Origin of the sequence: Rhodococcus sp. ZPP (genome assembly GCF_017656075.1) — a bacterium.
Lineage (GTDB): Bacteria > Actinomycetota > Actinomycetes > Mycobacteriales > Mycobacteriaceae > Rhodococcus_F > Rhodococcus_F oxybenzonivorans.
Genome location: NZ_CP058643.1, coordinates 79,833 through 105,376, shown reverse-complemented (window position 1 = coordinate 105,376; position 25,544 = coordinate 79,833). Strand labels below are relative to the sequence as shown.

Annotated in this window: 22 protein-coding genes and 7 pseudogenes; 11 read left to right on the top strand and 18 right to left on the bottom strand. The window is 68.4% G+C overall.

Annotated features, from left to right (window positions below):
• Positions 1-20 precede the first annotated feature (20 nt).
• A complete protein-coding gene (gene dnaJ / locus HYG77_RS39230; protein ID WP_208964565.1) occupies positions 21-1,211 on the top strand; it encodes a molecular chaperone DnaJ in 1,191 nt (396 codons plus the stop codon).
• 462 nt (positions 1,212-1,673) lie between these two features.
• On the opposite strand, the gene HYG77_RS39225 is transcribed toward dnaJ, so the two are convergent.
• Positions 1,674-1,910 (bottom strand): hypothetical protein, encoded by a 237-nt coding sequence (locus tag HYG77_RS39225; RefSeq protein ID WP_064079968.1) that lies wholly within the window; start codon positions 1,908-1,910, stop codon positions 1,674-1,676.
• Positions 1,907-2,167, bottom strand: coding sequence for a ribbon-helix-helix domain-containing protein (locus tag HYG77_RS39220; RefSeq protein ID WP_208964564.1), 261 nt, complete (start codon positions 2,165-2,167; stop codon positions 1,907-1,909). The genes HYG77_RS39225 and HYG77_RS39220 overlap by 4 nt, the downstream gene beginning before the upstream one ends.
• Before the next feature lie 208 nt (positions 2,168-2,375).
• On the opposite strand from HYG77_RS39220, the pseudogene HYG77_RS40560 reads away from it, so the two are divergent.
• Positions 2,376-2,876 (top strand): annotated as a pseudogene (locus tag HYG77_RS40560) (recombinase family protein); the annotation flags it as partial.
• 457 nt (positions 2,877-3,333) lie between these two features.
• Here the strand turns inward: HYG77_RS40560 and HYG77_RS39210 are convergent.
• The 7 genes and pseudogenes from HYG77_RS39210 to HYG77_RS39185 form a co-directional block, all read right to left on the bottom strand.
• On the bottom strand, positions 3,334-5,301 hold the full coding sequence (locus tag HYG77_RS39210) for a tyrosine-type recombinase/integrase (protein ID WP_244461611.1): 1,968 nt from the start codon (positions 5,299-5,301) through the stop codon (positions 3,334-3,336).
• Positions 5,302-5,414: 113 nt separating this feature from the next.
• Entirely contained in the window at positions 5,415-6,539 is a 1,125-nt protein-coding gene (locus HYG77_RS39205) for a tyrosine-type recombinase/integrase (protein ID WP_208964563.1), read from the bottom strand.
• Between the two features lie 376 nt (positions 6,540-6,915).
• Positions 6,916-7,044 (bottom strand): annotated as a pseudogene (locus tag HYG77_RS40555) (ParB/Srx family N-terminal domain-containing protein); the annotation flags it as partial.
• A gap of 107 nt (positions 7,045-7,151) precedes the next feature.
• Complete coding sequence (locus tag HYG77_RS39195; protein ID WP_244461610.1) at positions 7,152-7,682, bottom strand: hypothetical protein; 531 nt, start codon at positions 7,680-7,682, stop codon at positions 7,152-7,154.
• 31 nt (positions 7,683-7,713) lie between these two features.
• Positions 7,714-7,935 carry a hypothetical protein gene (locus HYG77_RS39190; RefSeq protein WP_208964562.1) on the bottom strand — a complete coding sequence of 74 codons (222 nt, stop codon included), beginning with the start codon at positions 7,933-7,935 and terminating at the stop codon, positions 7,714-7,716.
• A 386-nt stretch (positions 7,936-8,321) separates the two neighbouring features.
• On the bottom strand, positions 8,322-8,507 hold the full coding sequence (locus HYG77_RS40550; protein WP_244461609.1) for a hypothetical protein: 186 nt from the start codon (positions 8,505-8,507) through the stop codon (positions 8,322-8,324).
• Positions 8,471-9,151 carry a CopG family transcriptional regulator gene (locus HYG77_RS39185; RefSeq protein ID WP_244461608.1) on the bottom strand — a complete coding sequence of 227 codons (681 nt, stop codon included), beginning with the start codon at positions 9,149-9,151 and terminating at the stop codon, positions 8,471-8,473. The genes HYG77_RS40550 and HYG77_RS39185 overlap by 37 nt, the downstream gene beginning before the upstream one ends.
• 535 nt (positions 9,152-9,686) lie before the next feature.
• Here HYG77_RS39185 and HYG77_RS39180 point away from each other — a divergent pair.
• On the top strand, positions 9,687-9,845 hold the full coding sequence (locus tag HYG77_RS39180) for a hypothetical protein (protein ID WP_208964561.1): 159 nt from the start codon (positions 9,687-9,689) through the stop codon (positions 9,843-9,845).
• Positions 9,846-9,945: 100 nt separating this feature from the next.
• Here HYG77_RS39180 and HYG77_RS39175 read toward each other — a convergent pair whose 3' ends face one another.
• Both HYG77_RS39175 and HYG77_RS39170 read right to left on the bottom strand, forming a co-directional pair.
• Positions 9,946-10,275, bottom strand: a complete 330-nt coding sequence (locus tag HYG77_RS39175) for a hypothetical protein (RefSeq protein WP_208964560.1) — start codon at positions 10,273-10,275, stop codon at positions 9,946-9,948.
• Positions 10,272-10,538: a hypothetical protein gene (locus HYG77_RS39170; protein WP_208964559.1), complete on the bottom strand. Its 267-nt coding sequence runs from the start codon at positions 10,536-10,538 to the stop codon at positions 10,272-10,274. Before HYG77_RS39170 ends, HYG77_RS39175 begins: the two co-directional genes overlap by 4 nt.
• Before the next feature lie 160 nt (positions 10,539-10,698).
• Between HYG77_RS39170 and HYG77_RS39165 the strand changes: the two genes are divergently transcribed.
• Together HYG77_RS39165 and HYG77_RS39160 are read left to right on the top strand one after the other, a co-directional pair.
• Complete coding sequence (locus HYG77_RS39165; RefSeq protein ID WP_208964558.1) at positions 10,699-11,682, top strand: DNA ligase; 984 nt, start codon at positions 10,699-10,701, stop codon at positions 11,680-11,682.
• Positions 11,683-12,177: 495 nt separating this feature from the next.
• Positions 12,178-14,278 (top strand): annotated as a pseudogene (locus tag HYG77_RS39160) (Tn3 family transposase).
• Positions 14,279-14,404: 126 nt separating this feature from the next.
• Here HYG77_RS39160 and HYG77_RS41125 read toward each other — a convergent pair.
• Positions 14,405-14,716: pseudogene (locus HYG77_RS41125) on the bottom strand (phosphatase PAP2 family protein); the annotation flags it as partial.
• A gap of 95 nt (positions 14,717-14,811) precedes the next feature.
• Here HYG77_RS41125 and HYG77_RS41120 point away from each other — a divergent pair.
• Positions 14,812-14,946 (top strand): hypothetical protein, encoded by a 135-nt coding sequence (locus HYG77_RS41120; protein WP_348273613.1) that lies wholly within the window; start codon positions 14,812-14,814, stop codon positions 14,944-14,946.
• A 115-nt stretch (positions 14,947-15,061) separates the two neighbouring features.
• Here HYG77_RS41120 and HYG77_RS40545 read toward each other — a convergent pair whose 3' ends face one another.
• Together HYG77_RS40545 and HYG77_RS39140 are read right to left on the bottom strand one after the other, a co-directional pair.
• The gene (locus HYG77_RS40545; RefSeq protein WP_244461607.1) at positions 15,062-16,417 is read right to left on the bottom strand and encodes an ABC transporter permease; all 1,356 of its coding nucleotides are present in this window, start codon (positions 16,415-16,417) and stop codon (positions 15,062-15,064) included.
• Entirely contained in the window at positions 16,414-17,373 is a 960-nt protein-coding gene (locus tag HYG77_RS39140) for an ABC transporter ATP-binding protein (protein ID WP_208964556.1), read from the bottom strand. The genes HYG77_RS40545 and HYG77_RS39140 overlap by 4 nt, the downstream gene beginning before the upstream one ends.
• An 86-nt stretch (positions 17,374-17,459) precedes the next feature.
• Here HYG77_RS39140 and HYG77_RS39135 point away from each other — a divergent pair, with 86 nt between their 5' ends.
• The 3 genes from HYG77_RS39135 (at position 17,460) to HYG77_RS40535 (ending at position 20,265) form a co-directional block, all read left to right on the top strand.
• Positions 17,460-18,131 carry a response regulator transcription factor gene (locus HYG77_RS39135; protein WP_208964555.1) on the top strand — a complete coding sequence of 224 codons (672 nt, stop codon included), beginning with the start codon at positions 17,460-17,462 and terminating at the stop codon, positions 18,129-18,131.
• Between the two features lie 12 nt (positions 18,132-18,143).
• A complete protein-coding gene (locus HYG77_RS40540; RefSeq protein ID WP_244461606.1) occupies positions 18,144-20,018 on the top strand; it encodes a histidine kinase dimerization/phospho-acceptor domain-containing protein in 1,875 nt (624 codons plus the stop codon).
• A 67-nt stretch (positions 20,019-20,085) separates the two neighbouring features.
• On the top strand, positions 20,086-20,265 hold the full coding sequence (locus HYG77_RS40535) for a hypothetical protein (protein ID WP_244461605.1): 180 nt from the start codon (positions 20,086-20,088) through the stop codon (positions 20,263-20,265).
• A gap of 14 nt (positions 20,266-20,279) precedes the next feature.
• Here HYG77_RS40535 and HYG77_RS39115 read toward each other — a convergent pair.
• The 4 genes and pseudogenes from HYG77_RS39115 to HYG77_RS39095 all read right to left on the bottom strand — a co-directional run bounded on the left by HYG77_RS39115 (position 20,280) and on the right by HYG77_RS39095 (position 24,426).
• A pseudogene (locus tag HYG77_RS39115) lies at positions 20,280-21,431 on the bottom strand (MFS transporter).
• A 41-nt stretch (positions 21,432-21,472) separates the two neighbouring features.
• Positions 21,473-22,054, bottom strand: a complete 582-nt coding sequence (locus tag HYG77_RS39110) for a Chromate resistance protein ChrB (protein ID WP_208964554.1) — start codon at positions 22,052-22,054, stop codon at positions 21,473-21,475.
• Positions 22,055-22,377: 323 nt separating this feature from the next.
• Positions 22,378-23,422: pseudogene (locus HYG77_RS40530) on the bottom strand (YncE family protein).
• A 26-nt stretch (positions 23,423-23,448) separates the two neighbouring features.
• On the bottom strand, positions 23,449-24,426 hold the full coding sequence (locus HYG77_RS39095; protein WP_244461604.1) for a DUF1259 domain-containing protein: 978 nt from the start codon (positions 24,424-24,426) through the stop codon (positions 23,449-23,451).
• A 157-nt stretch (positions 24,427-24,583) separates the two neighbouring features.
• Here HYG77_RS39095 and HYG77_RS39090 point away from each other — a divergent pair.
• Positions 24,584-25,095, top strand: a pseudogene (locus tag HYG77_RS39090) (Chromate resistance protein ChrB).
• Entirely contained in the window at positions 25,092-25,523 is a 432-nt protein-coding gene (locus HYG77_RS39085; RefSeq protein WP_208964551.1) for a chromate resistance protein ChrB domain-containing protein, read from the top strand. The pseudogene HYG77_RS39090 and the gene HYG77_RS39085 overlap by 4 nt, the downstream one beginning before the upstream one ends.
• Positions 25,524-25,544: the final 21 nt, after the last annotated feature.

Below are 25,544 nucleotides of genomic sequence, written 5' to 3'. Positions count from 1 at the left end.
CCGGAAGGAGGAGAGGCGCGATGACGCAACAGGAATGGATCGACCGCGACTTCTACGCCGACCTGGGTGTCCCCTCCACGGCGTCGGCGGAGGAGATCAAACGTGCCTACCGGAAACTGGCCCGGCAACTGCACCCGGACGCCAACCCCAACGACAGCACCGCCGAGGAACGGTTCAAGGCGGTCAGCGAGGCACACGCCGTGCTCTCGGACCCCGCCACCCGCACCGAGTACGACCAGACCCGGCAGCTGTATCGCGCCGGGGCCTTCCGCCGAGCGGGAACGCGGACCGGCGCCGGCACGGGACCGGCCGGTGGCATGGGCGGTAGGGGCGGTTTCGACTTCTCCGACCTGTTCGGCGCCGGTTCCCCGTTCACCACCGACGAGTCCGGGTTCGGGGACGTGTTCGGAGACCTGTTCCGGCGCAGCGGCACCCACACCAGCGCGTCCCGCCCGCGCCGGGGCAGCGACGTCGAGGCCGAGACCCGGCTGCCGCTGCGGCAAGCGGTCACCGGGGTGGTGCTGCCGCTACAGGTCAGCGGCCCCACGGCATGTCCCACCTGCCACGGCAGCGGGGCCCGCCCCGGCACCACGCCGCGGCGGTGCCCCTCGTGCGGCGGGTCCGGCACCCTCACCCGCAACCAGGGCGGCTTCGGGTTCAGCGAATCCTGCGACGACTGCCGCGGCACCGGGGTGATCGTCGACGCCCCGTGCCCGGACTGTCAGGGCACCGGGGTCGGGCACCGCACCCGCACCATCAACGTCCGCATCCCACCCGGCGTCGCGGACGGCCAGCGCATCCGGCTGCCCGCGCACGGCGAGCCGGGGTTGCGCGGCGCACCCTCGGGGGATCTGTACGTCACCGTCGGGGTAGACCCGGACCCGGTCTTCGGCCGGGACGGGGACGATCTGACGGTGACCGTGCCGGTCGGCTTCGCCGAACTCACTTTGGGCACCACCATCTCGGTGCCCACCCTCGACGGTCGGGTCAGCGTGAAAATCCCCCCGGGCACCCCCTCGGGTCGCACCTTCCGGTTACGCGAACGCGGCGTCCCCCGCCGCGGCGGCCGTTCGGGTGATCTGCTGGTGACCGTGCAGGTCGCCGTGCCGCCCCGGCTGGGCCAGGCCGCCACCGATGCGCTGCGCGCCTACGAGAAGGCCGAGAAGGCCACCGGATTCGACCCCCGCGCCGACTGGCCCGGCCGTAGGTGACTGTGAACCCCGGATGCGTGGCCCGGGTTTGCGCGTGCGCCCTTGCCTCTACCGAGAGGCCCGGCGTTTCTGGGTCCCACATCCTTGAAAAATGAGACGACACCCGGACCCTATCCGGATCCAATAAAAACCCAGGTCGAGGCGTCTCACAAGTTAATTCCACAATTGCGTGTCACAACCTTCGTGCAGACCTGACTTTCAGTACGCCCCTGGAGATGGATTTGGGGTACGCACGGATAACGACGCCCAAACAGGAACTCGCGCGGCCAGATCGACGCGCTCACCACAGTTGGGATCGTCCCCCGGCGAACGTCTACGCGGACAAGAAGTCCGGGGGTCACCGAACGTCCCGAACTGGCAGCTACGCCCGAACGGGCGATGTGATCGTGGTGCACACCCTCGACCGGCGGCCGCACCGTCCGCCTCTAGGGGAGGATCTCGCACCGGCCCTCGCGGCGATCGCTACAAGAGGTCGAAGTACTGCGAGCGAGCCTTCATGGCATGAATGAGCAGCTCGTTCCCACTGTCGAAGCGCAGGACAACCAGTTCCAGGAGCCGACCGTTCGGGTCGAAACCCAGCCGGAACTCACGCGCGGGGTTGTCGTCGTCCAGACCAGCGGTATACACGTGATGCTCTGCCGCGTAGATGCCATCGTTTTCGCTGATCCCGTGTTTGAGCGCGGATTTATGCGCCTTCACGCGACCTGGGTCCAGGCACGCACCGCTTCTCGAATCGCCTCGGAGCGGGAAACATGCTCCTGCTCGGCACGGGCGTTCAATGCCTCCAACAACGCCTCGTCCATCCGTACCGGCACCACCGCGCCGGGGCCGTCCCCCACGGTCGGCCGGCCACGTTTGCGCAACTTTTCGACGTCGTAACCGGCCTCGGCCTCGTCTGCCCACTTCTGGATCATCCCGTCCGTGACGGGTACTCCGTTGATCGACTCCTCAGCCATAACCATTATCGTAATACGAAAATAGAGTTTGGGCCACGATCGCCCACCAGACCCCAGGGCGGTCGATCCGAGTGATACCTTCCGCTCGGCGTGTGCGCCCATCGGGCCCGTCCGAATACAAACAAAAGCCCAGCTCGCAGCTCGAAAAATTCGTTCTACATTCCGTGTCACAACATCGTACAGTCCTAACTTTCGGTACTCTCGTCACATGGAGTTGGGGTACGCCCGGGTGTCGACGAGCAAGCAGGACCTGACGCGGCAGATCGACGCGCTCCGCAAGGCCGGGGTCGACCAGGCGAACATCTACGTGGACAAGAAGTCCGGGGCCACCACCGAACGTCCCGGATTGCAGGCGCTGCTGGGCTACGCCCGCAAGGGCGACGTGATCGTGGTGCACACCCTCGACCGGCTCGGCCGCACCGTCCGCGACACCCTCAACCTGATCCACGACCTGCACCAACGCGGCATCGGATTCCGAAACCTGGCCGATCCGATCCGGATCGACTCGACGAACCCGGACGACCCGATGGGCCAGTTGGCGGTGGTGCTACTGGCCCTGTTCGGGCAGATGGAACGCACCTACGCGGTCGAGCGGGCCGCCCACGCCCGCACCGTGGCCACCGAGAAGGGACGACGCACCGGCCGGCCCAGCGTGGTCACCGACGCCCAACTCGCCTACGCTGCCCAGCTCCGGGACTGCGGCGCAACGATTGCCGAGATCACCGCCAAGACCGGTCTGACCCGCTCGACCCTCTACCGGCATCTGCCGCCCCGACCAGCGGAGACGCTCACCGCCGACGCCGCGACTGAGGAGAAGCCGTCGCCGGTTCAGGTGGCGCCATCACCGGTGGCCGGACCGTCGGCTTGCCCGACCTGCGGATACGAGCCCGCCACCCGCCGGGACCTCGTCCCGCATCGCGCCGATCTCGCGACCATCTGGTTGCACCTCGGCGATCGCGGCGAGCTGCGCGAGGCCCGGCACTGCGCCCACTGTCAGCCCCACGACCACGTCCTGGTGGTCAGCTGCTCCCCGGTGCGGGGACGGTCCGCTGGTCACCGGCACCGATTCCGGCACCGACGAAATCCCGGCGGCGGTGCGGGACTGGCTCGCGCAACAGGACTGGGTAGTGGAGTCGGACCTGTTGTGCCCCAACCATTCCTGAACCTCAGCGGGTTTCGCCGTCGTCGAGGTCATCGAGCAAGTGCTGCAGCCGCCGGCACGTCGCTTCGTGCCGTTCGACTTCCCGGTCCCAGCCGCGGGCGCGGGCGTCATCGATCAGGACCTGCTCGGTCGCCAGGCGCGCCCGGATCCGCGGCGCGTACTCACTGGTGGTGAGAAACTTCGGGCAGGTCAGGATCAGGTCGCACTCGCACGGACCCTCGGCGGGCAGCCGCAGGCAGTGCCCCAGTTCGAGTTCGGTCTTGAGGAAGTTCGTCTTCAGCCAGTCCACGGTCTTGTCGTCGAGAGCGTCGTGCAGGAGGGCGTCGGCGGCCGGGCCGGCGATCCGGTGCCCGTCGGCGAGGGCCGTCTCGTACTGGCGCCGGATCTCGGGATCGGAGATGCGGCTGTAAATCATGGACATCGTCGCACTGCGATGTCCGAGTATCGCCATGATTGTCTGAATCCGGGCGCCGCCCTCGGCGAGCTGGGTGCCGAGGGTGTGCCGAAACCGATGCGCGCTGACGGTCGGGGATCCTCGATCGTCGACCAGACCCGTTGCCGCGCAGACGGTGCGGAACGCCTCGTCGAAGAGGGTTTTGCCCGAGAGCAGCTTGCCGCGCCGAACGAACACGTAATCGACCCGGCGGCCGGTGACCTCGTCGATCCGGGCGATCGAGCGTTGTGCCCGGGCCAGGCCGATGGCAAGCTCGAGCGCCGTGGCCGCGTCCGGGTGCAACGGGACGATCCGTTCGGTGCGGCCTTTGCCGACCGGGATCCGCAGCCGTGGATGCCCGCCCGGATAGGTGTCGAGGCAATCCCAGGTCAGTCGGCGAATCTCGTCGCGGCGGGCGCCGGACCACCGCAGCAACAACAGCGCGGCCCTTTGCAGCGGATCGGCCAGGTCGTCGACCGCGGTCATGATCGCATCGAGTTCGTGTTGCGGAAGATACCGGGGAATCGACTCCGGACGCCGCGGTGTGTCACGAGAGGTCAGCAACGGTCGCCCTGGCACCTCCGCCCATCCCCAGACCGCGGTGTCGCGGCAGAACCCGGCGATCGCGTTGAGTTCGTGCTTGACCGTGGTCGTCGCCAGCGGCAGACCGGTGTGCTGACTCGGACAGGTCGGCAGCCACCGCATGTACTCCTCGACAATGGCGCGATCGACCTGCGCGAAACTGCTGACCTGCGCGTGATTTTCGCCGAGCCAGTTGACGAACCGGCGCAAAGCCTGCCGGGCGTTGTGCACCGTCTGCGGGCGATCGAGCTTGGCGTCGAGCCGCAGTTGTAGGTATCGCTCGATGACCGCCCTGATTTTGGGCGGACACGGTTCGGGGAGCAGTCGGTCGGTCCAGTTTTCGATCGTTCGCGTGCCGATGCGTGGCGCTGCCGCGACCTGGCCGACGTTGTACAGCAGCACGTGGGTGGCGTGCAGGTTCGCGAGGTGATTGCGGAGGAACCCGCGGTTGGCGTCCGGATCATCGTGAAACTGGCCGTTCGCGAACAGGGTCCGGCGCAGAACATTGAAATCGTCGCGTGCGGCGAAGTCGCGGATGGCTGACCCGAATGCGAAGAGATCGGCGGCGGTGATCGCGGTCATGTCGGGGTCGCCGCGGTGGAGCATGACCCGGCCCAGGCACCACGTCAGACTGTTCCGTGCCTTGGCCGGGGAGTGGCCCAGTTCGGTCAGTCGCGCGACCCACTGCTCGAACAATAGAAGATCGACGCCGAGGCCGGTGCTGCCGCTGCGCCGGTCCAGCAGACGTGCGTACTTTCGGCCGAGAAGGAAGTCGAAGTCCAGGCCAACCCCTTGCACCATGGACAGATACACCAGATATCCGCTGGCGCGATGCGAGTCGGTGCGCCCGTTCGATCGCATGCCCTCGCCGACAAATCCCAAGCGCACCGGCAGTGGCTGCTCGAACCACGCCTCGAGGTTCGGCCATCGCTCGACGAACCGCCGATAGGCACCCATCCGCTCCCACCTGGCCGGCACGTGGGGAACGTGCGCGTCCACCCACCCCCGGTATTCGCTTTCATCGACGTGCCGGCGCGGGAGAGGTACAGCTCCAGCCGCTGCCGGCCCGGTCATCGGCGGTCCCGCAGGGCGGCCGTGTACTCGTCACGAACCTGCTGGTCGGAGACCCGGGTATAGATCCGGGTCGACTCCGGTGAGGCATGTCCGAGGCGTCGTTGCAACGCCAACTCCCGCATTCCCGCCTCCCACATTGCTGTTGCGTGGGTATGCCGCAGGGCGTGTGGGGTTTTGTCCACCGTGCGTATCCCGAGTGTGTCCAGCCGCCGGGCGAACATCCGCACGAGCGCGGCATACGAGAGCGGCTCGCAACGGCGAGCGCCCCTGCCCCCGACCAAAAACACGAACGGACTCGATGCGTCGACCGGACGTTCATGGAGCACATACCGATTCACCGCATCCAACGTGCGAGGCTCGAGCAGGTCGACGACCCGTTCGTGCCGGGACTTCGCCCGCACGCCCCGCGGATGGTCGTCACGTTTGCGAATCGTGACCCGCCGGCGGCCATAAGCGATGTCGCCGAGCTGAAGCCCGAGAACCTCTCCCGGCCGCAGGGCACCGTCGAGCATCAACAGCACCATCGTCAGATCCCGCAAACAGGTCATGCTCTCCAGCAGCGCAGTCACCTCGGGCTCGCTCATCGGACGTGGCAACCGGTGTGGCAACCGGACCCGCACCTCCCGGCTGACCGGCTGCTGCCGACTTGCATTTCCCATGAAGGGACGGTGCCGTTCGGCGACCATCGCCAGCGCCACATCGCGACGGCGACGCATCGGATTCTCGCCGGTGACGAGTTCGGCGACGATCGCCCAGTCGTAGAAACTCGATACTGCCGCCAGCACCCTCGCCACACTCGCCGGCGCCAACAGACGCCCGCCGGACTCGACCGGTGCCAGACCCAGCCGCTGCGCCGGCCCACGCACCGGTCGTCGCCGCAGCCATCCCAGCAGCTCCAGGGCCAGCGCTGGCCGGAATTCGCGCCAATCGATTCCGCGTTCGGCGAAGAACTCGAACACCAGGCGCAAGTCGTAGCCGTACCCTAGCGCGGTGTTCGGGCTCCGGCCGGAGTCCAGAACGTACCGCAGGAACCGGGTCACCGGCGGCACCGGCTCGCCATCGGGTCCCACCAGGACCACCGAGGACACGATCCCGCCCGTCTTCACGGTCTGCACGTGCATGACCCCAGCCCACCACCGGGTGATCCGATCCGCGTGCCGACTCGCCGTGAGATGTCCACATAAGAAAGAACCGGGCCACGATTTCGGCTTGCTCGAGATCGAGTTGACCGGAATCGAGGGCGGTGCGCGCCGTGGCCGACGTGCCGACGGTGGCGGCGGCCTTGACCTGGGCACGAGGCAGGTGCACCGCTTTGGAAATCTTGGTCACCGACGCACCGAGGTCGAGCATCTGAGCGATACCGGCGGCGCGCTGCCCGTCGGTCAGGTCGTTGCGGTGATCGTTCGCGACGATCTGCTGGGTGATCCGCTCGATGCCGCGTTCGGTGTCACTGGTGGCGGTGTCCGGTGTCACCAGGGCGGGGAGGCTGGTCAGCCCGGCGTCACGAGAGGCAAGAACTCGGCATTGGCCGTCGCGGACTCGGATGGTGCCGTCTGCGTAGCGGACGGCCTTGATCGCTTGCAGTACGCCGTGTTCACGGATCGATTCGGTGAGTTCGGCGAGCATGGCCGGGTCCACGGTGTCGCGGGTATTGGGTTCGATCTCGGCCTCGACCGGGTTCAGGTAGACCAGTTCCGCGTGTGCGGCGGTAGCGATTTCGGTGGTGTTTGCGGTCATGGTGTTCTCTCTCCTAGGGTGAGAGGAGAACACCGGGCAGGTAACAGCTGTCCGGTGTTTTCCTTTTTCTCCGTGGGGCTTCGGTGAGTGTCAGGCGGTCCTGAGCATCCGCGTCGGCGAGGCTGTGAACAGGTCGTTGTTGATCTGCGCGACCAGCTCGCGAGCGACCAGCTCGAGGATCGGTCGCGGGTCGGTCTCCCATCCGGCGAGGATGACGGCCCGCCCCGGATCGGGGTGTCGGTGCCTGCCCCGTAGCGGGTGACGATCGCGCGGGCCGCGCCGTTCTCGGGCTGGCGGGGGTCGAAGCGGTGGTTGGCTCCGGCGAGCAGGCAGGCGATACCGGGTCGGCCGTTGCCGCCGATCGGGTAGGCAGCGAGGCGGTAGTCGCGGACGGCGTCCAGGGCCGCGCCGCGTCCGTCGACGATCCGGCGGCTGGTCCAGAAGTCGTCCACTCGCATGTCGGTGACCTGCAAGGTTCCGTCGGTTTCGATGGTGATGCCGGTGATGGTGTCGGTGCTGCGGGTCATGGGGTTTCTCCTTCGATGATGGGGGTTGGGGTCAGGCGGTGAGGCCGAAATCGGCGGGGTTCACCGGCCGGTGGGCGGCGAGGATGCGCGGGTCCTCCGGTTCGAGCTCGAAGACCATGCCGAGAAGGACGGTGCGGGTGTGGGTGTCGAGGTCGTCGAACGCCGGATCGCTGGGGACGGCGAGTTCGGCGTAGATCACGCGCGCGACGTCGAACGGGTCAAAGACGGAATCGAGAATGATGGTGTTGCTCAACGGAACCTCCCGTACTCGGACCAGGCACCTGCGGCCCCTGATCGTTCTTTTTGCGCCTGCTGGCAAGGGAGGTTCGGATCGGCGGTATCAGGACGGGGTGCAACTCCTGGGCCGAGAAAGTTTCTCCTGGGAGCGAAGCGAGTACGGGTGGAGAAAGTTTCTCGGAGCCTTGTGCCGGCGCAGCCGCCAGGGGTTGTTCCCCGGCCGCCGTCGATCAGAATCGGAAGGCCAGCAGGACAAAAGAACGATTGCTCTTCAACAGAGCGGAGCGCAGCGGAGCATCCTCTCGGAGGGACACCGCAGGTGGCCTGGTAACCGCCGGAGGCGGGTACATCGGGAACGGAACTCGCCCCGTTGAATTGGCCAGCGGCTTGCTGGCCGTTTAATCAGTCGTGCAGGGTGTGGCGTCGCGCCTGGCGGCGAGCGTGCCGGGCCATGAGGTGCGCCTTGTTCTTCTCGCTGCGGAAGATCTCGCGGTTCACGGCCTGCTCGATCAATCCAGGCTCGTCGAGCACACGCCGCGCGGCGAGGCGCATCAACTCGGCGCGATCGGAGCCGAGCTGTTCTGCCAACGCGTCGAGCTTGTCGCGTAGTGGTGGGTCGAAGTGCACATTCGCCCTGGCGGGATAGATTCGGGTCTGAGGTCTCGCAGTGGGGCGATGGTTTCCAGGTCCGTGGTGAGGTCACCGGGCTCGTCGAGTAGGTGTCGTAGGGCGACTCGGAGCAGTGCGGTGTTGAGCTTGTCCCCGTATCGGCCGGCGAGTCTCCAGATCTGCTGCTTGCTGGAGGGGTTGACCATGACGTCGACCCAGTCGGACAGTCCGGTGCGCTCGGCCTCGCGGAGCATCGGATGTTTGTAGCGACCGGGAGTTTCGAGGAATCGGTGCAGCGCGATCCGCATGAGTGCGCTGACCGTGGTGTCGTGCTCGGCGGCCAGCGCCGAGAACTTCTGCGCAATATCCGGTTCCAGCTTTATCTTGAGCATGACCAGCGGGATCGCCCGCAGCGCTACCGAGAGTCGGCGCGCTTCCGCGAGGCCGGTGCCGACAGCTTTGGGCTGGGTGACCAGTCGTCGGCAGACAACACGGATCAGCGCCCCGAAACGGCGCGGCCCGATTCCCTCGGCCATCTCCTCGAGTCGGCGTTTGGTCTCGGGGTCGAAGCGCAGCGCGATGGGATCGCCCACCGGGATCCGCCCTGGCCTCGTCTCCGTCATCCCTCGATCTTCTCGTCCGGCTGTGCGCATGGTTGTGCCCCGGCATCGGGGGGTGACGCCGGGGCACAGGGGGGTGTTCTGAGAACAAAATTGGGGGGATGCTCACCAGAACGAACCCGAGTCTACGGATCGCCACTGACAGGTGATCGCGCGGCCGCGGTTCGCCATTAGACGGGCTTGGGAGGAGTGAACCACCGGTCTGCCTGTGGTTGCGCACCGGAGCAGGGCGGGATTCGCACCGTTTCCCCGCACGATCTGCAGAAAAAGGTTCGGTGGCCATTTGTGCTGGTGGCGGCCGCCGCCGAGCAGCCACAGACCTCCCAGCCGACGAGGCACCGTCCACCAATCAGCAGGTGATTGTTCGGACACAGATCCGGAGCTTCCTCGTACTTCACCCACCCATTCTATTCGCACACACATTCGAATTGCGCTACTCTGTTGGAGCCCCGACTTGGAGGGAAGCCTTGCCGGGGCGCACACTTTTACCGCCGTTGAGCTGCGTCTTCGGCGGTGCAGGCACGGAGGAACAGGGTTCGTGAAGGTAGGAGACCGGGTGCTCTTGCACCCTGAGGGCAAGTCGGTATTCAGCATCCTGAGTCTCGAGGACGATCACGCACTGATCGAGTCCACAATCGAGGCGCCAGGAAAATTTCCGTTCAGCATCCGAGTGAAGTACCTCGTACCTGCGCCATGAGCCCCCAGGACGACGAGACGGCGTCGCAAACAGGCTCACAGCCCCGATAGACACAAAACGGCCCCTGGACTGTCCAGGGGCCGTTCTGGTGCGTGCGCGGTCATCTCCACAGGGTTTGACTGTCCCGGTCTCGGAGGATCTGGTCACCCAGGCGGTACACCGCCTCCTCGTCGGGGATCCCGAACCGGGTGGCATGCTCGCGGGCCGCGATGAATGCGCTGGTCTCTTCGCCTCGCTGCGTGCGATCTCGGTCCAGGAACGCCTGGCGTGCCTCTGCGAGCTCCTCAAGCACCGCCCATTGGAAACGGTCGAGGCTGCCGGCGATCTCGTCGATGCGCGATCGCTCCGATTGGCAGGTGCGCCACCGGTCAGCCAGCTCCGATCCCCCGAGCAGTACACCGAGGACCATGGCGCAGACGGCAGTGATCATTTCGCACCTCTTCGTACGGCTGCGGGTTTCTTCGGTTCATTGGTGACCGCGACCAGGGCGCCGGTTGCAACGATCGCGATAACGACGGCCAGCAGCAGGGGCAGCGAGACCTCGGACGCGGTCACCGCCCCGACAGCCGCGGCCGCGAAGGCAAGCACGGCAAGCACCCAAAGGGCGCGGGCCGACCCGGGCTGGTGTTTGATCTGGGCGGCCGAGCCGCCGACGACCAGCAGGGCGCCGAGCCAGAGAGTCCAGGTCGTCATGGGTGTCGCGGGTCCTTCCGACGTTCGGCGAATACGTCGGACAGGGTGTCATGCCGGCGGTGGTCGAGCAGCCCGGCGGGCGGAATGAACGAGCCGCATTCTCGGGCTCCGGAACCGTAAAAGGTCGCCCGAGCTGCGCAAATGGGCGCACAATCGGCCCATGCGGCTGATCGCGCCGATGCTGGCCACCCCGGGTGAACCACCGGAGCAAATGGACGGTGCCTGGGCCGCGGAAATGAAGTACGACGGCTGCCGCCTCTTAGTTGCGGTCGGCGGCGATGAACCGCCGGTGCTGTGGACCCGCAACCTCAACGTCGTCACCTCCTCGTACCCGGAGGTGACCGAAGCGTTGACCGACGTGTTCGGCGGCCGCGGCCGCATCGTGCTCGACGGCGAGATCGTGGTCCTTACCCAGGGGCGGCCGTCGTTCGCGCGCTTGCAGAAGCGGATGAACACCCTGCACCCGTCCACCGCCGTGCGGCGGCAGGTGCCGGTGACATACCTTCCGTTCGACGTCCTCCGGCTCGACGGTGGAAATCTGATGCCGGCCCCGTACCTGGAACGCCGCGCCGCTCTCACCGACCTCGGCCACGAGCTGCACGGCGCCGGCCTGCCCATACAGATCCTCCCGCACTGGGTGGGCGTGAAGAGCGCTGTCATTCTGGAGGCCGCCCAAAATTCGTCGATGGAAGGTGCACTTTTTAAAAAAGTGTCCTCGACGTACCAGCCCGGCAAGCGCGCCCGGTCGTGGAGGAAGGTGTTGTTGCGCAACAGAAGCTCGGCCCTGGTGATCGGCTGGATCCCTGGAGGCGGTGTACAGCGCAACATGGTCGGTTCTCTCGTCCTCGGCGCCTACGATGACCAGGGCGTTATTCGCTACGTGGGCAATGTCGGAACCGGATTTTCGATGGCCGTGCGCCGCCAGCTGAAGGAGAAGCTGGCCACCCTCGAACGCCGCACCAGCCCACTCGGTACCGATGCCGCGGCCGCGGAGGAGCACGGGATCGTGTGCTGGGTCGAACCGGTGATCGTCGTGGACATCGCGTACCACGGGTCCAGTAATTCGGGCGGGCTGAGGCATCCCAGCTTCAAAGGGCAACGAGGAGACCTCGATCCGGGTTCGATCACGCGGGATTCGCTGTGACGGAACCGTATCCGCAATCAAAGGAAAGCCGCCGACACCTTCCCCGGCGTCAGCGGCTTCCTCATCCCAGCCAGGAACGCTACGCAATGTAGGTCTTACCCGGTCAGGGGTGACAGTGACGCCATATCGCCTCTCGGCAAGTGGTCGCTCGCAGCGACTTTTCTGGTGTGGTACCCGGGGTATGAGCGCCACCGTCAGCGAGTTCAACAGCGGACGAGTTGGTGGTATTCCGACGGGGCCCGGCCACTCCCACGGGCGACCGTTCAGCGATTGATGGCGCCGTTCAGGTCACCGTGGAGGCCACATCATCTGGATTACGAGCACTCCGGGTGTGAATGCACAAACTCGGGGTCCTGGTAGTAATGGCGCAAAAAACAACGAGGTTCGCGTAGTGCCTGGTCGGCGGTGATTTCTCGGTTCGGGCTGCGGGCCGGGGTGGTTGGTGCTTGGCTTGGCTGCCGATGAGGTTGGTCGGCGTTTTGGAGGCTGGGGTTCGTGGCGACGCGGGTATTCGCGGACGAGGAGTTGCAGCGCCTGCGGGAGTTCCCGGAGATCAGTCGTGAGGAGTTGTTCCGGTACTTCACGCTGACCCCGGCGGATCTGGCGTTCGTTGCACCGCAGGGCAGGGGCCCTGCGGTCCGTCTGGGCCTGGCGGTGGCGTTGTGCACCTTGCCGTGGCTGGGGTTCGTGCCGGACAAGGTGTCGTCGGCGCCGCCGGTGACGGTGGCCCGGTTGGCGGATCAGCTGAATGTCGATGCGGTGCAGCTTCGTTCGTATGGCAAGCGGGCGCAGACGCGGACCGAGCATGTGCGGCTGGTGGCCCAGTATCTGGGGTGGCGGCCTGCCGGGTCGATGGAGTTGAAGGAGCTGGATGAGTTCCTGCTGGCGCGGGCGATGGAGCACGATTCGCCGACGCTGTTGTTCCGGCTGGCGTGTGAGTACCTGATCTCGGCGCGGGTGATCCGGCCGGGCCCGGAAACGGTGGTCCGCCGAGTCGCGCATGCTCGCACGCAGGCGCAGCGGGAGACCTATGACCGGTTGGCGCGCGAGTTCACGCCGCAGCGGTGTAAGGAACTGGATGCGTTGCTGGTCGTCGACCCGTCTATCGGGATGTCGCGGTTGCGGTGGTTGTCGACCGGCCCGGTGGAGGCGTCCGCTACCGCGGTGAAGGCTGAGGTCGAGAAGCTGGTGTTCCTGCGCAACCTGGGTGCGGATGAGCTGGATATGTCGGTGCTGCCGGCGGAGCGGCGGCGGTTCCTGGCGACGGTGGGCCGACGCTTGACGGGCCAAGCCTTGGAACGCCGGGATCCGCAACGCCGCTACCCGATCCTGCTCACGGTGTTGGCGCAGTCGGCCACCGATGTGCTCGACGAGGTGGTGCAGCTGTTCGATCAGGCGATCTCGGCCAGGTTGAGCAAAGCCGAACGCCGGATGCGCGACGAGCTCGCTGAGCGCGGTAAGGCCGGAGAGGATCGGCAGGGGTTGCTCGACGACTTGCTGGCCATCATCACCGACACGCAGATCCCTGACGAGGAGATCGGCGGCCTGATCCGGGGCGATCGGATCGGATGGGAGCGGTTACGGGCAGCGGTCGCGCAGGCCAAGCCTCGGCTGCCGCGCGATCACGGGCACCTGGCCGCTCTGGACAGCTCGTACTCCTATCTGCGGCAGTTCACCCCGCAGGTGCTGTCGACAGTCCGGTTCGCCGGCGGCACCGCGGCGACCGAGCTGCTGATCGGGGTGCACATGCTGCGGGAGCTGAATGCGACCGGTACCCGCAAGGTGCCCGACGACGCGGCACTACGTGCTGGACGAAATCCTCGGCAATGCAACGGATCTGCCGATCACCGAGCATGCGACCGACACGCACGGCGTCACCCTCGTGAACTTCGGGCTGTTCGACCTGCTCGGGTTGCAGCTCTCGCCCCGCATCCGGGACCTGGGCCGGATCACCCTGTACCGGGCGGCGCCGCGAGCCCAGGTGGAGTCCGCGTTCCCGCACGCGGGGCCGCTTTTGACCCGGCGGTGCAATCTCGATCTGCTCGCCGAGCACTACGACGACCTGCTCCGGCTGGCCGGGTCGCTGAAGTTCGGGCACGCCACCGCGTCGCTGCTGGTCGGCAAGCTGTCGGCGTCGGGCCGGCAGAACGCCCTCGCGGCGGCGCTCAAGGAGTACGGGGCGCTGCGGCGCACGATCTACGCCGCCCGGTATCTGTCCGACCCGGGCTATCGGCGCAAGATCTCCCGCCAGCTCAACAAGGGCGAATCCCTGCACGCGCTCCGCCGCGACCTGCTCTACGCGCATGAAGGAACCGTGCGCGCGAGGCACCTGGAGGGACAGACCGAACAGGCATGGTGCCTCACGTTGGCGACCAATGCCGTCATCGCCTGGACCACAGAGTATTACGGTCTGGCGACCGAACAGATGCGGCGGGCCGGGCGGCGCATCGACGACGAGGTGCTGGCGCACATCTCCCCGGCCCACAGCGAGAACATCAACTTCTTCGGCGCCATCGAGGTCGACATCGACGCCGAACTCGCCCAGCTCGGCCCCACCGGCTACCGGCCGCTGCGCGTGCGCGACACCCTGTTCTGACCCGGGGAAGGTCCACCGGTGGTGCGTCGGGGATCACCATCCGGGGGAAGGTCCACCGGTGGTGCGTCGGGGATCACCATCCGCGCTGCGGGCGTCGGTGTTTGGCCGCCCGTGGTCGGTGACGGGTCACCGCCCACTCGCGCGCACATGGTCCGTTGTGGGCTGTTCGGGTGACTTCGCGGTCAGGACCGGACGGAGCGGACCGGTGGACAGCTTCTCGACGAGCGGGGTCGCGTTTTTGCGCAGGACCAGGGCGGTGGCCAGGCCGATGACGACGCCCACCACCAGGGCGGCGACCACGTCGTGCGGGTAGTGAGCACCGACGTAGACCCGGGACAGGCCCATGAGCAGGGCGGCGACGGAGGCGACGATCCCCAACCGCCGGCCGACCAGGAACAGCGCAGCGGCCATCGCGGCGGCCACGACCGCATGGTTGCTGGGGAACGAGTAATCCGATGCGGGTGGGCATTTTTTCGAGCAGGAACGCCGCCGGGTAGGCGTAGCAGGGACGTATCTCGGCGACGACTCCCTTGATGCCGTCGTTGACCAGGTACGCGACCACGGCGGCGACCGGCACCGCGAGGGCGGCGGTCATCGCCGCGGTGTCGGCGCGCCGGGACAGCCACCATCCGGCGACGATCAACACCGCGAACACAGCGATGCCGTAGCTGCTGTAGGCGGACATCGGCCCGTTGAGCCAGTGTGTCTGGCGGGCGAGATTCGTGGTGTCGAGGTAGGCCGATCCGTCGATCCCGGATCCATCGAACGCAAGAGGATGTGTGGTCATGTCGTCACGCCCCGTGGGGGGTCGAAGCAGCCGTCGAACTCGAAGACGGGGTTGGTGACGTCGACGCCGGCGGTGTCGGTGATGGTCTGCAGCCCGATGAGTTTGGAGGGCCCGCCGGCGGTGTAGCAGCTGTCGGTGTGGGCTTGGACCTCGAACTTGCCGGTCTGCGGTACGTGGTCCTGGTCGGTGAAATCGATCATGCAGATCCAGTCCGCGCCAGCCCCGACGTCGGCGACCTTCGGGCCGCCTTTGTCGCAGGTGGCGTGCGCGTCGGTCGAGGCCACGGTGGTGTCGGGGTGGCCGAGGATCGCAGCCTGTTGCACGTAGAGGTCGGCGAAGGTGGGGGCGAGGGACGCCTCGAGGCGCGCGGCGGTGACGTCGCTGCTGCCGCAGGCCGACAGCAGCAGCATGGTGCCGGCCGCGCCGAGCACCGGCAGAACACGGCGTGGCCGGAATCGGATCGATCGGGTGCGCATGGGGTTCAGCCTCCGGTGATGTCGCGGCGACGCAACGAGGATGTAGGACAGGGTCAGGCATCCCACGGACCAGGCGGCGCAGACGATCAGGCCGGTGGTGAGGGTTCCGTAGAACCGGTGCGCGGTGAACAGGCCGTGCCAGGCCTCGAACGGGGTGGTCAGCAGCAGTTGCCGGGCCGCGTTCAGGCCGCCGAGGCCGCTGAGCAGCTCCATCACCAGCCCGAGGACGACCGGCGCCGCGACCCCGGCGGCCGGGTTGCGGGTGAGCACCGACAGCAGGATCGCCAGCGCGGTGAACCCCAGCAGCGGGACCAGCTCGCTGCCCCAGCTCACGGTGACCAGGACGGTCGCGGTGCCCGGCGGAATGACCTGGCCGGTGAGGCCGACCAGGGGTTGGCGGCCGACGATGAGCAGGCTCGAGACGATCGTGCTGGCCGAGAGGACGGTCAGTACGAGGACGGCGAAGGTGGCCGCGGCCAGGGTCTTGGCCCAGAAGATCTGGGCCCGGCTGACCGAGCGGGTCAGGACCGTCTTCCAGGTGCCGTGGTGGTCTTCGCTGGCGAAGAGGTCGCCCGCGACCAGGGCTGTGAGCAGGGGCAGCACCCACTGGGAGGTGAAGCCGAGGATCAGCAGCGGCATCGCGTATCCGCTGTCATGGATGTGGCGCCCGAACAGGGTGTCCTTGGGTGGGCTCTGCTGGGCGGCGAGGATCACCACCGCGACGATCGGTGCGAGCAGGCACCCGAGGGCGGTGTAGCGGACGCGTGCCTGGGCGGCGAGTTTGGTGATCTCCCACCGGTAGGCGGTCAGGGTGCCGACCCGGCGCGGGGCACGGTCGACCCCGCGGGTGGGGAGAGTGGCTGCGGTGGCGGTCATCGGCGAGTCCCCGTCAGCTCGGCGGCGGCCGGGGCCGCTTCGGGTGTGGATTCGGTGAGCATGAAGAACAAGGATTCGAGCGGGGTCTGCGCCGCCGACAGGCCGCGGAGCGCGACCCCGGCGGCGATCAGGTCGGCGACGTAGGCGTCGAGGTGCGGCGGGCCGCCGCGCACCGTCAGGCCGCCCTCGGCGGCGGGGGTCACCTGCAGGCCGGGGCGGCCGGCGGCCAGGGTCAGTGCCGCCGCGTCGTCGGTGGTGACGAGGTGGTGGCCCGGCGCGGGGGCCCGTTCACGCAGGTCGGCAATGGTGCCGTGGTAGGCGACGGTGCCGGCGCGCATGATCGTGACGTTGTCGCAGATCTGCTCGACCTCGGTCATGTCGTGGCTGCTCAGCAGCACCGTGAGGCCGCTGTCGGCGAGCCGGGCGATCAGGGCCCGCATGTCCCGGATCCCGGCGGGGTCGAGCCCGTTGGCGGGTTCGTCGAGCACGAGGAGGCGGGGGTCGCGCAGCAGGCTCGCCGCGACACCGAGGCGTTGGCGCATCCCGAAGGAGTAGCCGCCCACCTTGTCCCGGTCCCGGCCGGTCAGGTCGACGACGTCGAGTACCTCGTCGATGCGGGTGGCGGCGCCGCCGCCGTCCAGCCCGGCGAGCAGTTGCAGGTTCCGGCGGCCGGTGAGGTAGGGGTAGAACTTCGGGCTCTCGATGAACCCGGCGACCCCGTCCAGGGCCCGTACCCCGTCGCGGTCCCAGGTGCGCCCGAAGATCTCCAGGGTTCCGGAGTCGGGCCGGATCAGCCCGAACAGCATCCGCAGGAAGGTGGTCTTGCCGGCGCCGTTGGGTCCCAGAACCCCGTACACCTCGCCCTGGTCGACCTGCACGGTGACGGCGTCGACCGCGGTCAACCCGCCGTAGGTCTTCGTCACATCGACGGCGTTGACCGCCCGGACCTCGTTCATGGCGACACTGTAGGAACCGCGGCATTAAGCGCAGATGAAGTCGTCCTGGCCGCGGTGTGCCGCCCGGTGATGGTCATACTTTCCGGATGCGGGTACTGATCGTCGACGACGAGCAACGCTTCACCGAGGTGCTGGGGCGGGGCCTGCGGGAAGCCGGTCACCAGGTGGTGGTGCGGCACACCGGTCCCGACGGGTTGCTCACCGCCCGGACCGAGATCTTCGACGCCGTGGTGCTCGACTGGATGCTGCCGGGGCAGGACGGGCCGTCGGTGTGCCGGGCGCTCCGCGAGCGCGGGATCCGCACCCCGGTGCTGATGCTCACCGCCCGCCACGCCGTCCCCGACCGGATCGCCGGTCTGGACGCGGGCGCCGATGACTACCTGCCCAAACCGTTCTCCTTCGACGAGCTGCTGGCCCGGCTGCGGGCCCTGGGCCGCCGCCTCGAAACGGACGTGGTCTTCGACGTCGGTGACCTGCACATCGACTGCGACCGCCGCACCGTCGCCCGGGGCGGGACACCCGTCGAGCTGACCGCCCGCGAGTTCGACGTCCTGGCGCTGCTGGCCGGGCGGGCCGGCAAACTCGTCACCCGCTCGGACATCCTCGAGGAGGTGTGGGACGGTGAGACCGACCTGCGCAGCAACGTCATCGACGTCTACATCGCGAACATCCGCACCAAGATCGACCGCCCGTTCGGGAGGGCCAGCATCCACACCCTGCGCGGCGCCGGGTACCGCCTCGACGACACCACCGACTGACGAGGACACCCGGTGCCGCTGAGGCGACTCCCACTGCGGGTGCGGCTCGTCGCGGGCTTCGTGGCCGCGATGCTCGTCGTGCTCACCGCGGCCGGCGCCTTCGTCTACTGGCGGGTCCAGACCGCCCTCGACAACCGACTCGACGAAGACCTCGCCAGCCAGGCCGTCGACCTGCAGACCGCCGCCCGGGCCACCGCCGACCCCTCCGTGGCCCTCGATGATCTGGCGGGTGAGGGGCGGAGCGCCCAACTGCTCGCCACCGACGGGGCGGTGCTCGCCGCCGGCGCCGACCAAACCGGCGGGCCCCCGCTGCTGACGCCGGAGCAGGTCCGGGCGGCGACCACCGCCCCGCTGCACACCGAACGGGGCAATCTCCTCTCCCGCCGGCACCTGCGCATCCAGGCCCTGCCGGTCACCGCCACCCCGGACGGCAGGACCGTGGTCGCGGTCGCCGCCGTCGATCTGGACCAACGCGACGAAGCGCTGCGCGAGCTGCTCGCCCAGCTCGCCCTCGCCAACCTTGCGGCGTTGGCGGTGGCCTCCGCCGTCGGATACCGCCTGGCCCGCGCGGCCCTGCTCCCCGTCGAGCGCTACCGCGCCCAAGCCGAGCAGATCACCGCCGGGGCGACCTCCGTCCGCCTCGACGTCCCGGCCGGGCCGGACGACGAGATCAGCCGCCTCGGCCACACCCTCAACACCCTGCTCGCCGCCCAGGAACAGGCCGCGCTGCGCCAGCAACGGTTCATCGACGACGCCAGCCATGAACTGCGCACCCCGCTGACCGTGCTCGCCACCGAGATCGAACTTGCCCTGCGCCGACCCCGCACCGCATCCGAGCTCGAGACCACCCTGCGCCGCATCGCCGACGACACCAGCCACCTCGTCCAGCTCGCCGAAGACCTCCTCACCCTCGGCGCCCAGGGCAGCACCGCACCCCAGGCGCACGAGATGAACACCCACCAGCTGCTCGATGCGGCGGCCCGGCGGGCGCGCAGCCAGCTGCCCCTCGGTAGTGCACGGTCGGTGCACATCGCCGCCCCGACCACCTTCTCGTCCATGCCGACCCGACGTTGCTCGGCCGGGCCCTGGGAAATCTCGCCGACAACGCTGTGCGTCACGGCGACGGCCCGATCACCCTCACCGCCGCCGCTCTCGACGCAGATCCCGCACCCGCCGTCGTGCTCACCGTCCACGATGACGGACCAGGAATGCCGCCTGCCTTCCTCCCGCACGCCGCCGAGCGGTTCCACCGCAGCGACGCCGCCCGCACACGCGGCGGTAACGGCCTCGGGCTCGCACTCGTCGACGCCATCACCCACGCCCACCACGGGCAGCTCCGCATCTGCGCCAACGGGGCTCACCACCACCAACCCGCCGCGGACCCACGATGGGCCCGCCACCGGTGCACCCACCCGACCACCGGAACCACGATCAGCCTGCTGCTACCCACTGGCGGAATCCACCCAGTTCCAGTCCCTCGCGACCAGGTCCCCGACCGATGATCACTCGTTGAGTGCGCCCATGAGCGGTCTCGTCGAACGGATCCTCCAGGTGTCCGCCGTCTGGGTGTATCTGCTGGTCGGCCTGTTGGTGTTCCTCGAGGCCGCCGTGTTCGTCGGGTTCGTCCTGCCCGGGGAAACGGCCGCCGTGCTCGGCGGTGTCGCCGCAAGCCTCGGCCACGACCGTGGTGGCGATCACCGTGGTCGTGGTCATCGCTGCCATCACCGGGCGACAGCGTGGGATACGAGGTCGGCAGGCACTACGGTCCCCGGGTACTGGACCGACCGTTCCTTGCGCGGCGCCGTGCGCGCTCGACTCCGCCCGGGACTTTCTCGCCCAGCGCGGCGGTGTTCCTGGCCCGCTCCGTGGCGTTCCTGCGGGCGGTGATGCCCGCACTGGCCGGCATGTCGCGCATGCCCTACCGACGCTTCTTCACCTTCAACTCGGCGGACTGGTGTGGGGCATCGGGTTCGTCCTGCTCGGGTACCTCGCCGGCAACTCCTACGCCGCCGTCGCCGACTCGGTCGGTCATGTCACCGCGGTGATCGTCGGAATCCTCGTGGTGACCGTGATTCTGGTGTGGCGGATCCGCGTGCACCGCCGCGCCCGCCCGCACGAACCGTGGGAGCCCTGACGGCCGGGGGGAACTCAGTCGGGAACGGCCTCGACATTCTGGTCTCGCCCTCGCCGGGTCAACACCGCCGGGGACGCCGCGATCAGCACGGCCAGCACCGCATAGCCCGCGGTGAGGGTCGCGGCCGTGGCCGCGCCGGCGACCAGTAGAGGTCCGCCCGCGTCGCCGAGTTCCCGGCCGAGTTCCGCGGCACCCATCGTCTGCCCCATCCGCTCCTCCGGTGTCGAGGTGGCCAGGGCCGCGAAGGCCAGCGGGGTGATCAGTCCGGTGCCGATCCCGATCCCGACCGCCGCCAGCAGCACCCCGGCCAGGCCCGGCAGCATCGCGCACCCCAGGCCGGTCGCGGTGATCACCAGGCCGGCGGTGATACCCGTGCCGGCGCGGAGGCGCCCCGCATCCAACGCCCGTCCCGCCCGGGGCTGTACCAGCGCGGCGCATGCCGCGAGGACCGAGACCGCGGCGCCGGTCACCACCGGACCGAGCCCCGCAGCGGCCCCGGAGACCGGCAGAAAACCCACACCCACCGACAGGGCCGCGGTCGCCGCGGCCAGCGCGGCGGTCGGCCGCAGGAAGGCCCCCTCCGACAGGCGTCGGGCCAGGTCCACGACGGTCTGCCGGGTACGCGGTAGCGGGGGGAACCGCCGGGACCGCACACCAGGACCACACCGCGACCACGACCGCGAGGACCGCCATGAGGGCGAACAGCAGCGGCAGCCCGCCGAGCCAGACGACGGCGCCGCCGAGCAGCGGGCCCAGGGTGTAGCCGATGCTCTTGTAGAACCCGTAACTGCCGAACGCGCTGCCCTGCTTGGCCTTCGGGTTCATCCGGGCGACCAGCGCGCCGGCGGCGGGCGAGAACGCGGACGCCCCGGCTCCTGCCCGAGGCGGGCCAGCCACAGCCAGCCCGGGTCGTCGACCACCACGAACACCGCGGACGCGAGCGCGAACGCCACCAGGCCACCCAGCAGCACCGGGCGGGCACCGATCCGGTCCGCAATCGACCCGAACACCGGTTTGAGCACCACCTCGGCGCCGTCGTACAGGGCCAGCAACACACCCAGATACAGCAGCGAACCGCGCAGGTCCCCGCCCGCGGAACCGAGATTCGCGGCGATCCCGTGCGCGCCGAACGCGGTGGTGAAACCCGCCGCATACAGCGGCCACATCCGCCACCGAGGCAGGGCCGCAGGCTTCGAGGTCGGACCGGTCATGGCAGCCCACCATCCGAGGCGGACTGGTCAGGGGTATGCAGCGCGACGAAGACCCGCTCGGAGTAGTCCTCGAAACGCTCAACACAGTGCTGCAACCGCCGCGCGGCCTCGGCAGCGTGCGGCGCGATGAACACGTCGCGGGCCTTCAGATCCCGGTGCCACCGCCGCAGACGCTCGAGGCTCTGCTCTTCCTCCTCCAGCTCGGCCAACGTGAACTTGGCGATGCGGATCTCCTTGTCCAGCTCCGCCTCATACTTGCCGCAGTCGGCGACGAACTCCGACCAGTCATCCTCCCTGGCGGCGGTGAACATCGCCGCGAGTCCGGCGCCGTCGGCAGCGCTTGCCCCCACGGCCTGCAGAGAAATCGACTCGCCGCCCGATTTTTCGGTCAGCTCCAGCGCCCGTTGGACACCGGGCGCGAAGACCAGCACTTCGGGCACAGCCCACACACCCTGCCCCAACGACAGGGCGCCGACCTTTCGCAGCTCCCGCCACACCGCTACCCGGTGCCGCGAGGGTTCCGACGGCAGCTTCACCAGCAGCACGATCCACCGCGCCAGGGGTAGGTTATCGGTCACAATGCTGAATGTATCAGGCGTTACATACGTCGCAGATACGCCGGGACGAAGGGTGCTCAACCTGCGTACTATCGAGTCACTATCACTCGCGCCGGCCTCGTCAAAGAGGGGTGCGACACGGCAGAGACGGGCCGCAGTCGACGACGGTGGCGGCCGGTACGGAGTTCCCGGGGGTCTCACCCCGCGCCCATAGCCATGCGGCGGCAGTCCATCACTGGGGTAATCGTCACCTGCCGCGAAGCTTCCGGCTTTCCTCCGGACCGTCGCCGCCGAGCGGCGATAGGTTCGCGCCGCACCGTCGTGCCGTCAGTGGACGCTTGAACTCACGAAGTCGGTGCGCGTTCGAGAAGTGCGGGATGGCCGCCCGCTCCGGAAGGAACTGGATAGAAGGTGTGGTGGGTGCTCGGGTCGACCGCGACGACGTGGGCGCCGTCGGCGAGGTGACCGGACCCGAGTTCGGTGAGATGTCCGCCCTGCTGGTCGAACACGCTGACGGTGCCGCTCTCGGCGGCGACGTAAAGGCAGTGGGCGCCTTGGTCGTAGGCGAGGACATCGGGTCGTGTGCCGACCCCGATGGTGCCGATGACTTGCCAGTTCGTGAGGTCGACGGTGAGCAGGGTGGCGTTGTCGTCGCAGGCGACGAACGCGAGAGCGCGCCTGCGGGTCGAGGGCGAGTCCGTGGTCGTGGCGGCATCCGGGCAACTGGAGCCGGCGGGTGACGTCCAGTGTTTCGGGGTCGATGGCGGCCAGATCGTCTCGGCCCTGCACGGCGACCAGCATCTGGTCGGCGACCGGGTCGTAGGCGACGTTGCCGACGTCACCGCCGAGGTCCACGGTGCCGCGCACCTGGGCGGTGACGGCGTCGATGACGGTCTCGGTTCCGCCGGATTCGTTGGTGGTCCACACCGCGCCGCGTGTCGGGTCGTAGGCGATCCCGTCCGGATAGTCACCGGTGGGGGCCTGCCCGAGCACTGTCCCGGTGTCTTCGTCGAAGATGACCAGCCGGTTGTCGCCGGTGGCGGTGACGTAGACCCGGCGCAGCTCGGGCACGACGAGGACGCCGTGCGCCTGGGAGAGGTTCGGGATCGTCCGGACGACCTGCCGGGCGTGGACGTCGACTTCGATGACCTCGCCGGCGCCGAGGTGGGCAATGAACAGCAGTCCCCGCTCGGGGTCGAGGCTCTCGTAGTCGAAGCGTGAATTGTCGCCGGGGAGGGCGATTTCCGCGACCGAGTGCAGCGGCAGCGGGCTACCGTCCGGCGACGATGACTCGGAAGAACACGCGCCGACCAGGATCGACGCCATCACGAGGGTGGGCAGCAGCCGGGCTGATCTCGGGCTGCGCCGGTCACCGGTGCGGGTGTCCATCCGGCTCCTGTCTGCTCTTGGGATGGTCAGGTTCCGGGCGTGACGTGGGTGGCCGAGATCGCCTCGCGCATCGTGGTGGCCAGGGTGACGCCGTCGCCGACGGACCAGAAGTGCAGGTAGAACAGGCGGGGCTGTTCGTCGAGGGTGTGGTTGTGGACCTCGACGACGTCGATGCCGCCGCTGCGCAGCGCGCCGATCACGTCTTGGATCTCGTTGCCGGTCATGACGATGTCGCCGTTGATCGCGGCCCGGCCGCCGCCGAGGGGTTGGAAGTTGATACCGGTGGTGACCCCGAAGGTGGGCGGCAGCGCATGCCCGTTCTCCTCGATCCTGTCCTGGCGGGCGATGGTGAATGTGTAGATGCCACCGTCCGCGGTGCCGTGCCGGCTGAGGGCAGTGTCGATGGCGGCGGTGTCCAGGTCGACCGGCGGTTGCTGGGCCGGGGGCGGGGTCGGCGACGCGATCGCGGTGGCGTCGAGCGCGGCCCGGATCCCTTCGGCGAGCTGGGCCGGATCGCCCATCGCCATCACGTGGGTCCACCACACCGGTGGGGTCTGCTCGAGCAGGTGTTTGTGGATCGCGGTCTGGTCGATGCCGTGCGCCTGGAGCGCGTCGGTGACCCTGGGTAGTTCGTCCTCGGTGACGACGAGGTCGCTCATCACCAGGGTCCCGTCGTCGTAGCGGGCGAAGGCGGCGTAGCCACCGAGGGACAGGCCCGGCTTGACGGTGACGCCGCGGGAGACCACGTTCAGATCCGTGCGCGGTAGGGAGACCCGGTAGACGGTGCCGTCGTCGCCGAGCTTGCCGGTGCGGCCGAGGGCATCGGTGACCGGGGCCCAGTCCGCGTCGGTGGTCTGAGCCGGCGCCTGCCCGGATCCTTGTTGCGCCGAGGTCGGGCCGCCGGTCGTGGAGGTGCTGGTGTTCCCGCAGCCGGCCACCGCGAGGACCAGCGTCGTGGCCATGAGCAGGGAACGAAATGGTGTGACCTGCCGATTGTGATGCATCCGTGCACCTCTTCGTCGTCTCGACGGCCTCCGGGGCGACGGCCCTCTTCACGGTAACCACGGTTACAGTGCGGTGTCCAGGGTCGACGCCCCGGGCATCGGCGGCAGGTGCGATCAACGGTGGACATCCAATTGAAACCATGGTTACATCACCGTTGTGGAACCAGAACCGACACCGGATCAGCGCCCGGACGAGTGGGTGATGCTGGTGTATCGCATCCCCGCGAGCCCTCGACGCCGCGGATCGCGGTGTGGCGCAAGCTCCGCAAATACGGTGTCTTCCAACTCGCCGACGGGGTGGTCGTCCTGCCCGCCTCCGCCCGCACCCGGGAACAATTCGACTGGGTTGCCGAGGAAGTCGTCGAGGCGGGCGGGCAGGCGGAGGTGTGGACCGCCGCCCCCACCACCCGGGCCCAGCAGGACCGGATGCGGGCGAAGCTGTCGACGGACCGCGCTGCCGAGTACGACGAGCTCACCGACGCCGCCGAAGCCGCCCGCTCGGCGCCCGATCGCGCCGCCCGGGAGAAGAAGCTGGCCCAGCTGCGCCGCCGCCTCCGGGAGATCGACAAGCGCACCTTCTTCCCCACACCGCAGCGGGACGGCGCGGAGGCAGCACTGAGAGAGTTGGCCGCGGACCGGCCCGGCGCGGATGCGCAGGTCCAGCGATGAAATGGGCAACCCGCGCCGGGATCCACATCGACCGCGCCGCCTGCGCGTGGTTGATCCGCCGCAACATCGACCCGGACGCGCAGTTTCTGTGGGTCACCGACCCCGCGGATGTCCCGGCCGATGCGACCGCGTTCGACATGCGCGGTGTCGAACTCTCGCACCATCACGGGGATTGCAGCTTCGAGACGATCCTGCGCCGTTACGAGATCACCGACCCGGTGTTGTGGGTGCTCGCGGAGATCGTGCACGAGGCCGACATCGACGACGCGAAGTTCGATGCCCCCGAGGCGCCGGGCCTGGATTCGGTGCTGCGTGGTCTGTCGCTGACCGGTACCGACGACGACACCCTTGCGGTGGCGACCCGGATCTTCGACGGGTTGTACGAGTTTCATCGCCAACGCGTGCTGTCCGGCCGCGAACCATCCTGACCCCGGGTGCGGCCCACTCTT

Excerpts from the sequence above, each read along its gene's own strand:
- dnaJ (WP_208964565.1), top strand. The coding sequence starts at position 21 with ATGACGCAACAGGAATGGATCGACCGCGACTTCTACGCCGACCTGGGT.
- HYG77_RS39220 (WP_208964564.1), bottom strand. The coding sequence starts at position 2,167 with ATGGCTGAGGAGTCGATCAACGGAGTACCCGTCACGGACGGGATGATC.
- HYG77_RS39210 (WP_244461611.1), bottom strand. The coding sequence starts at position 5,301 with ATGGGTGCCTATCGGCGGTTCGTCGAGCGATGGCCGAACCTCGAGGCG.
- HYG77_RS39205 (WP_208964563.1), bottom strand. The coding sequence starts at position 6,539 with ATGCACGTGCAGACCGTGAAGACGGGCGGGATCGTGTCCTCGGTGGTC.
- HYG77_RS39195 (WP_244461610.1), bottom strand. The coding sequence starts at position 7,682 with ATGACCCGCAGCACCGACACCATCACCGGCATCACCATCGAAACCGAC.
- HYG77_RS39185 (WP_244461608.1), bottom strand. The coding sequence starts at position 9,151 with ATGACGGAGACGAGGCCAGGGCGGATCCCGGTGGGCGATCCCATCGCG.
- HYG77_RS39175 (WP_208964560.1), bottom strand. The coding sequence starts at position 10,275 with ATGATCACTGCCGTCTGCGCCATGGTCCTCGGTGTACTGCTCGGGGGA.
- HYG77_RS39170 (WP_208964559.1), bottom strand. The coding sequence starts at position 10,538 with ATGACGACCTGGACTCTCTGGCTCGGCGCCCTGCTGGTCGTCGGCGGC.
- HYG77_RS39165 (WP_208964558.1), top strand. The coding sequence starts at position 10,699 with ATGCGGCTGATCGCGCCGATGCTGGCCACCCCGGGTGAACCACCGGAG.
- HYG77_RS41120 (WP_348273613.1), top strand. The coding sequence starts at position 14,812 with ATGCCGTCGTTGACCAGGTACGCGACCACGGCGGCGACCGGCACCGCG.
- HYG77_RS40545 (WP_244461607.1), bottom strand. The coding sequence starts at position 16,417 with ATGACCGCCACCGCAGCCACTCTCCCCACCCGCGGGGTCGACCGTGCC.
- HYG77_RS39140 (WP_208964556.1), bottom strand. The coding sequence starts at position 17,373 with ATGAACGAGGTCCGGGCGGTCAACGCCGTCGATGTGACGAAGACCTAC.
- HYG77_RS39135 (WP_208964555.1), top strand. The coding sequence starts at position 17,460 with ATGCGGGTACTGATCGTCGACGACGAGCAACGCTTCACCGAGGTGCTG.
- HYG77_RS39095 (WP_244461604.1), bottom strand. The coding sequence starts at position 24,426 with ATGCATCACAATCGGCAGGTCACACCATTTCGTTCCCTGCTCATGGCC.
- HYG77_RS39085 (WP_208964551.1), top strand. The coding sequence starts at position 25,092 with ATGAAATGGGCAACCCGCGCCGGGATCCACATCGACCGCGCCGCCTGC.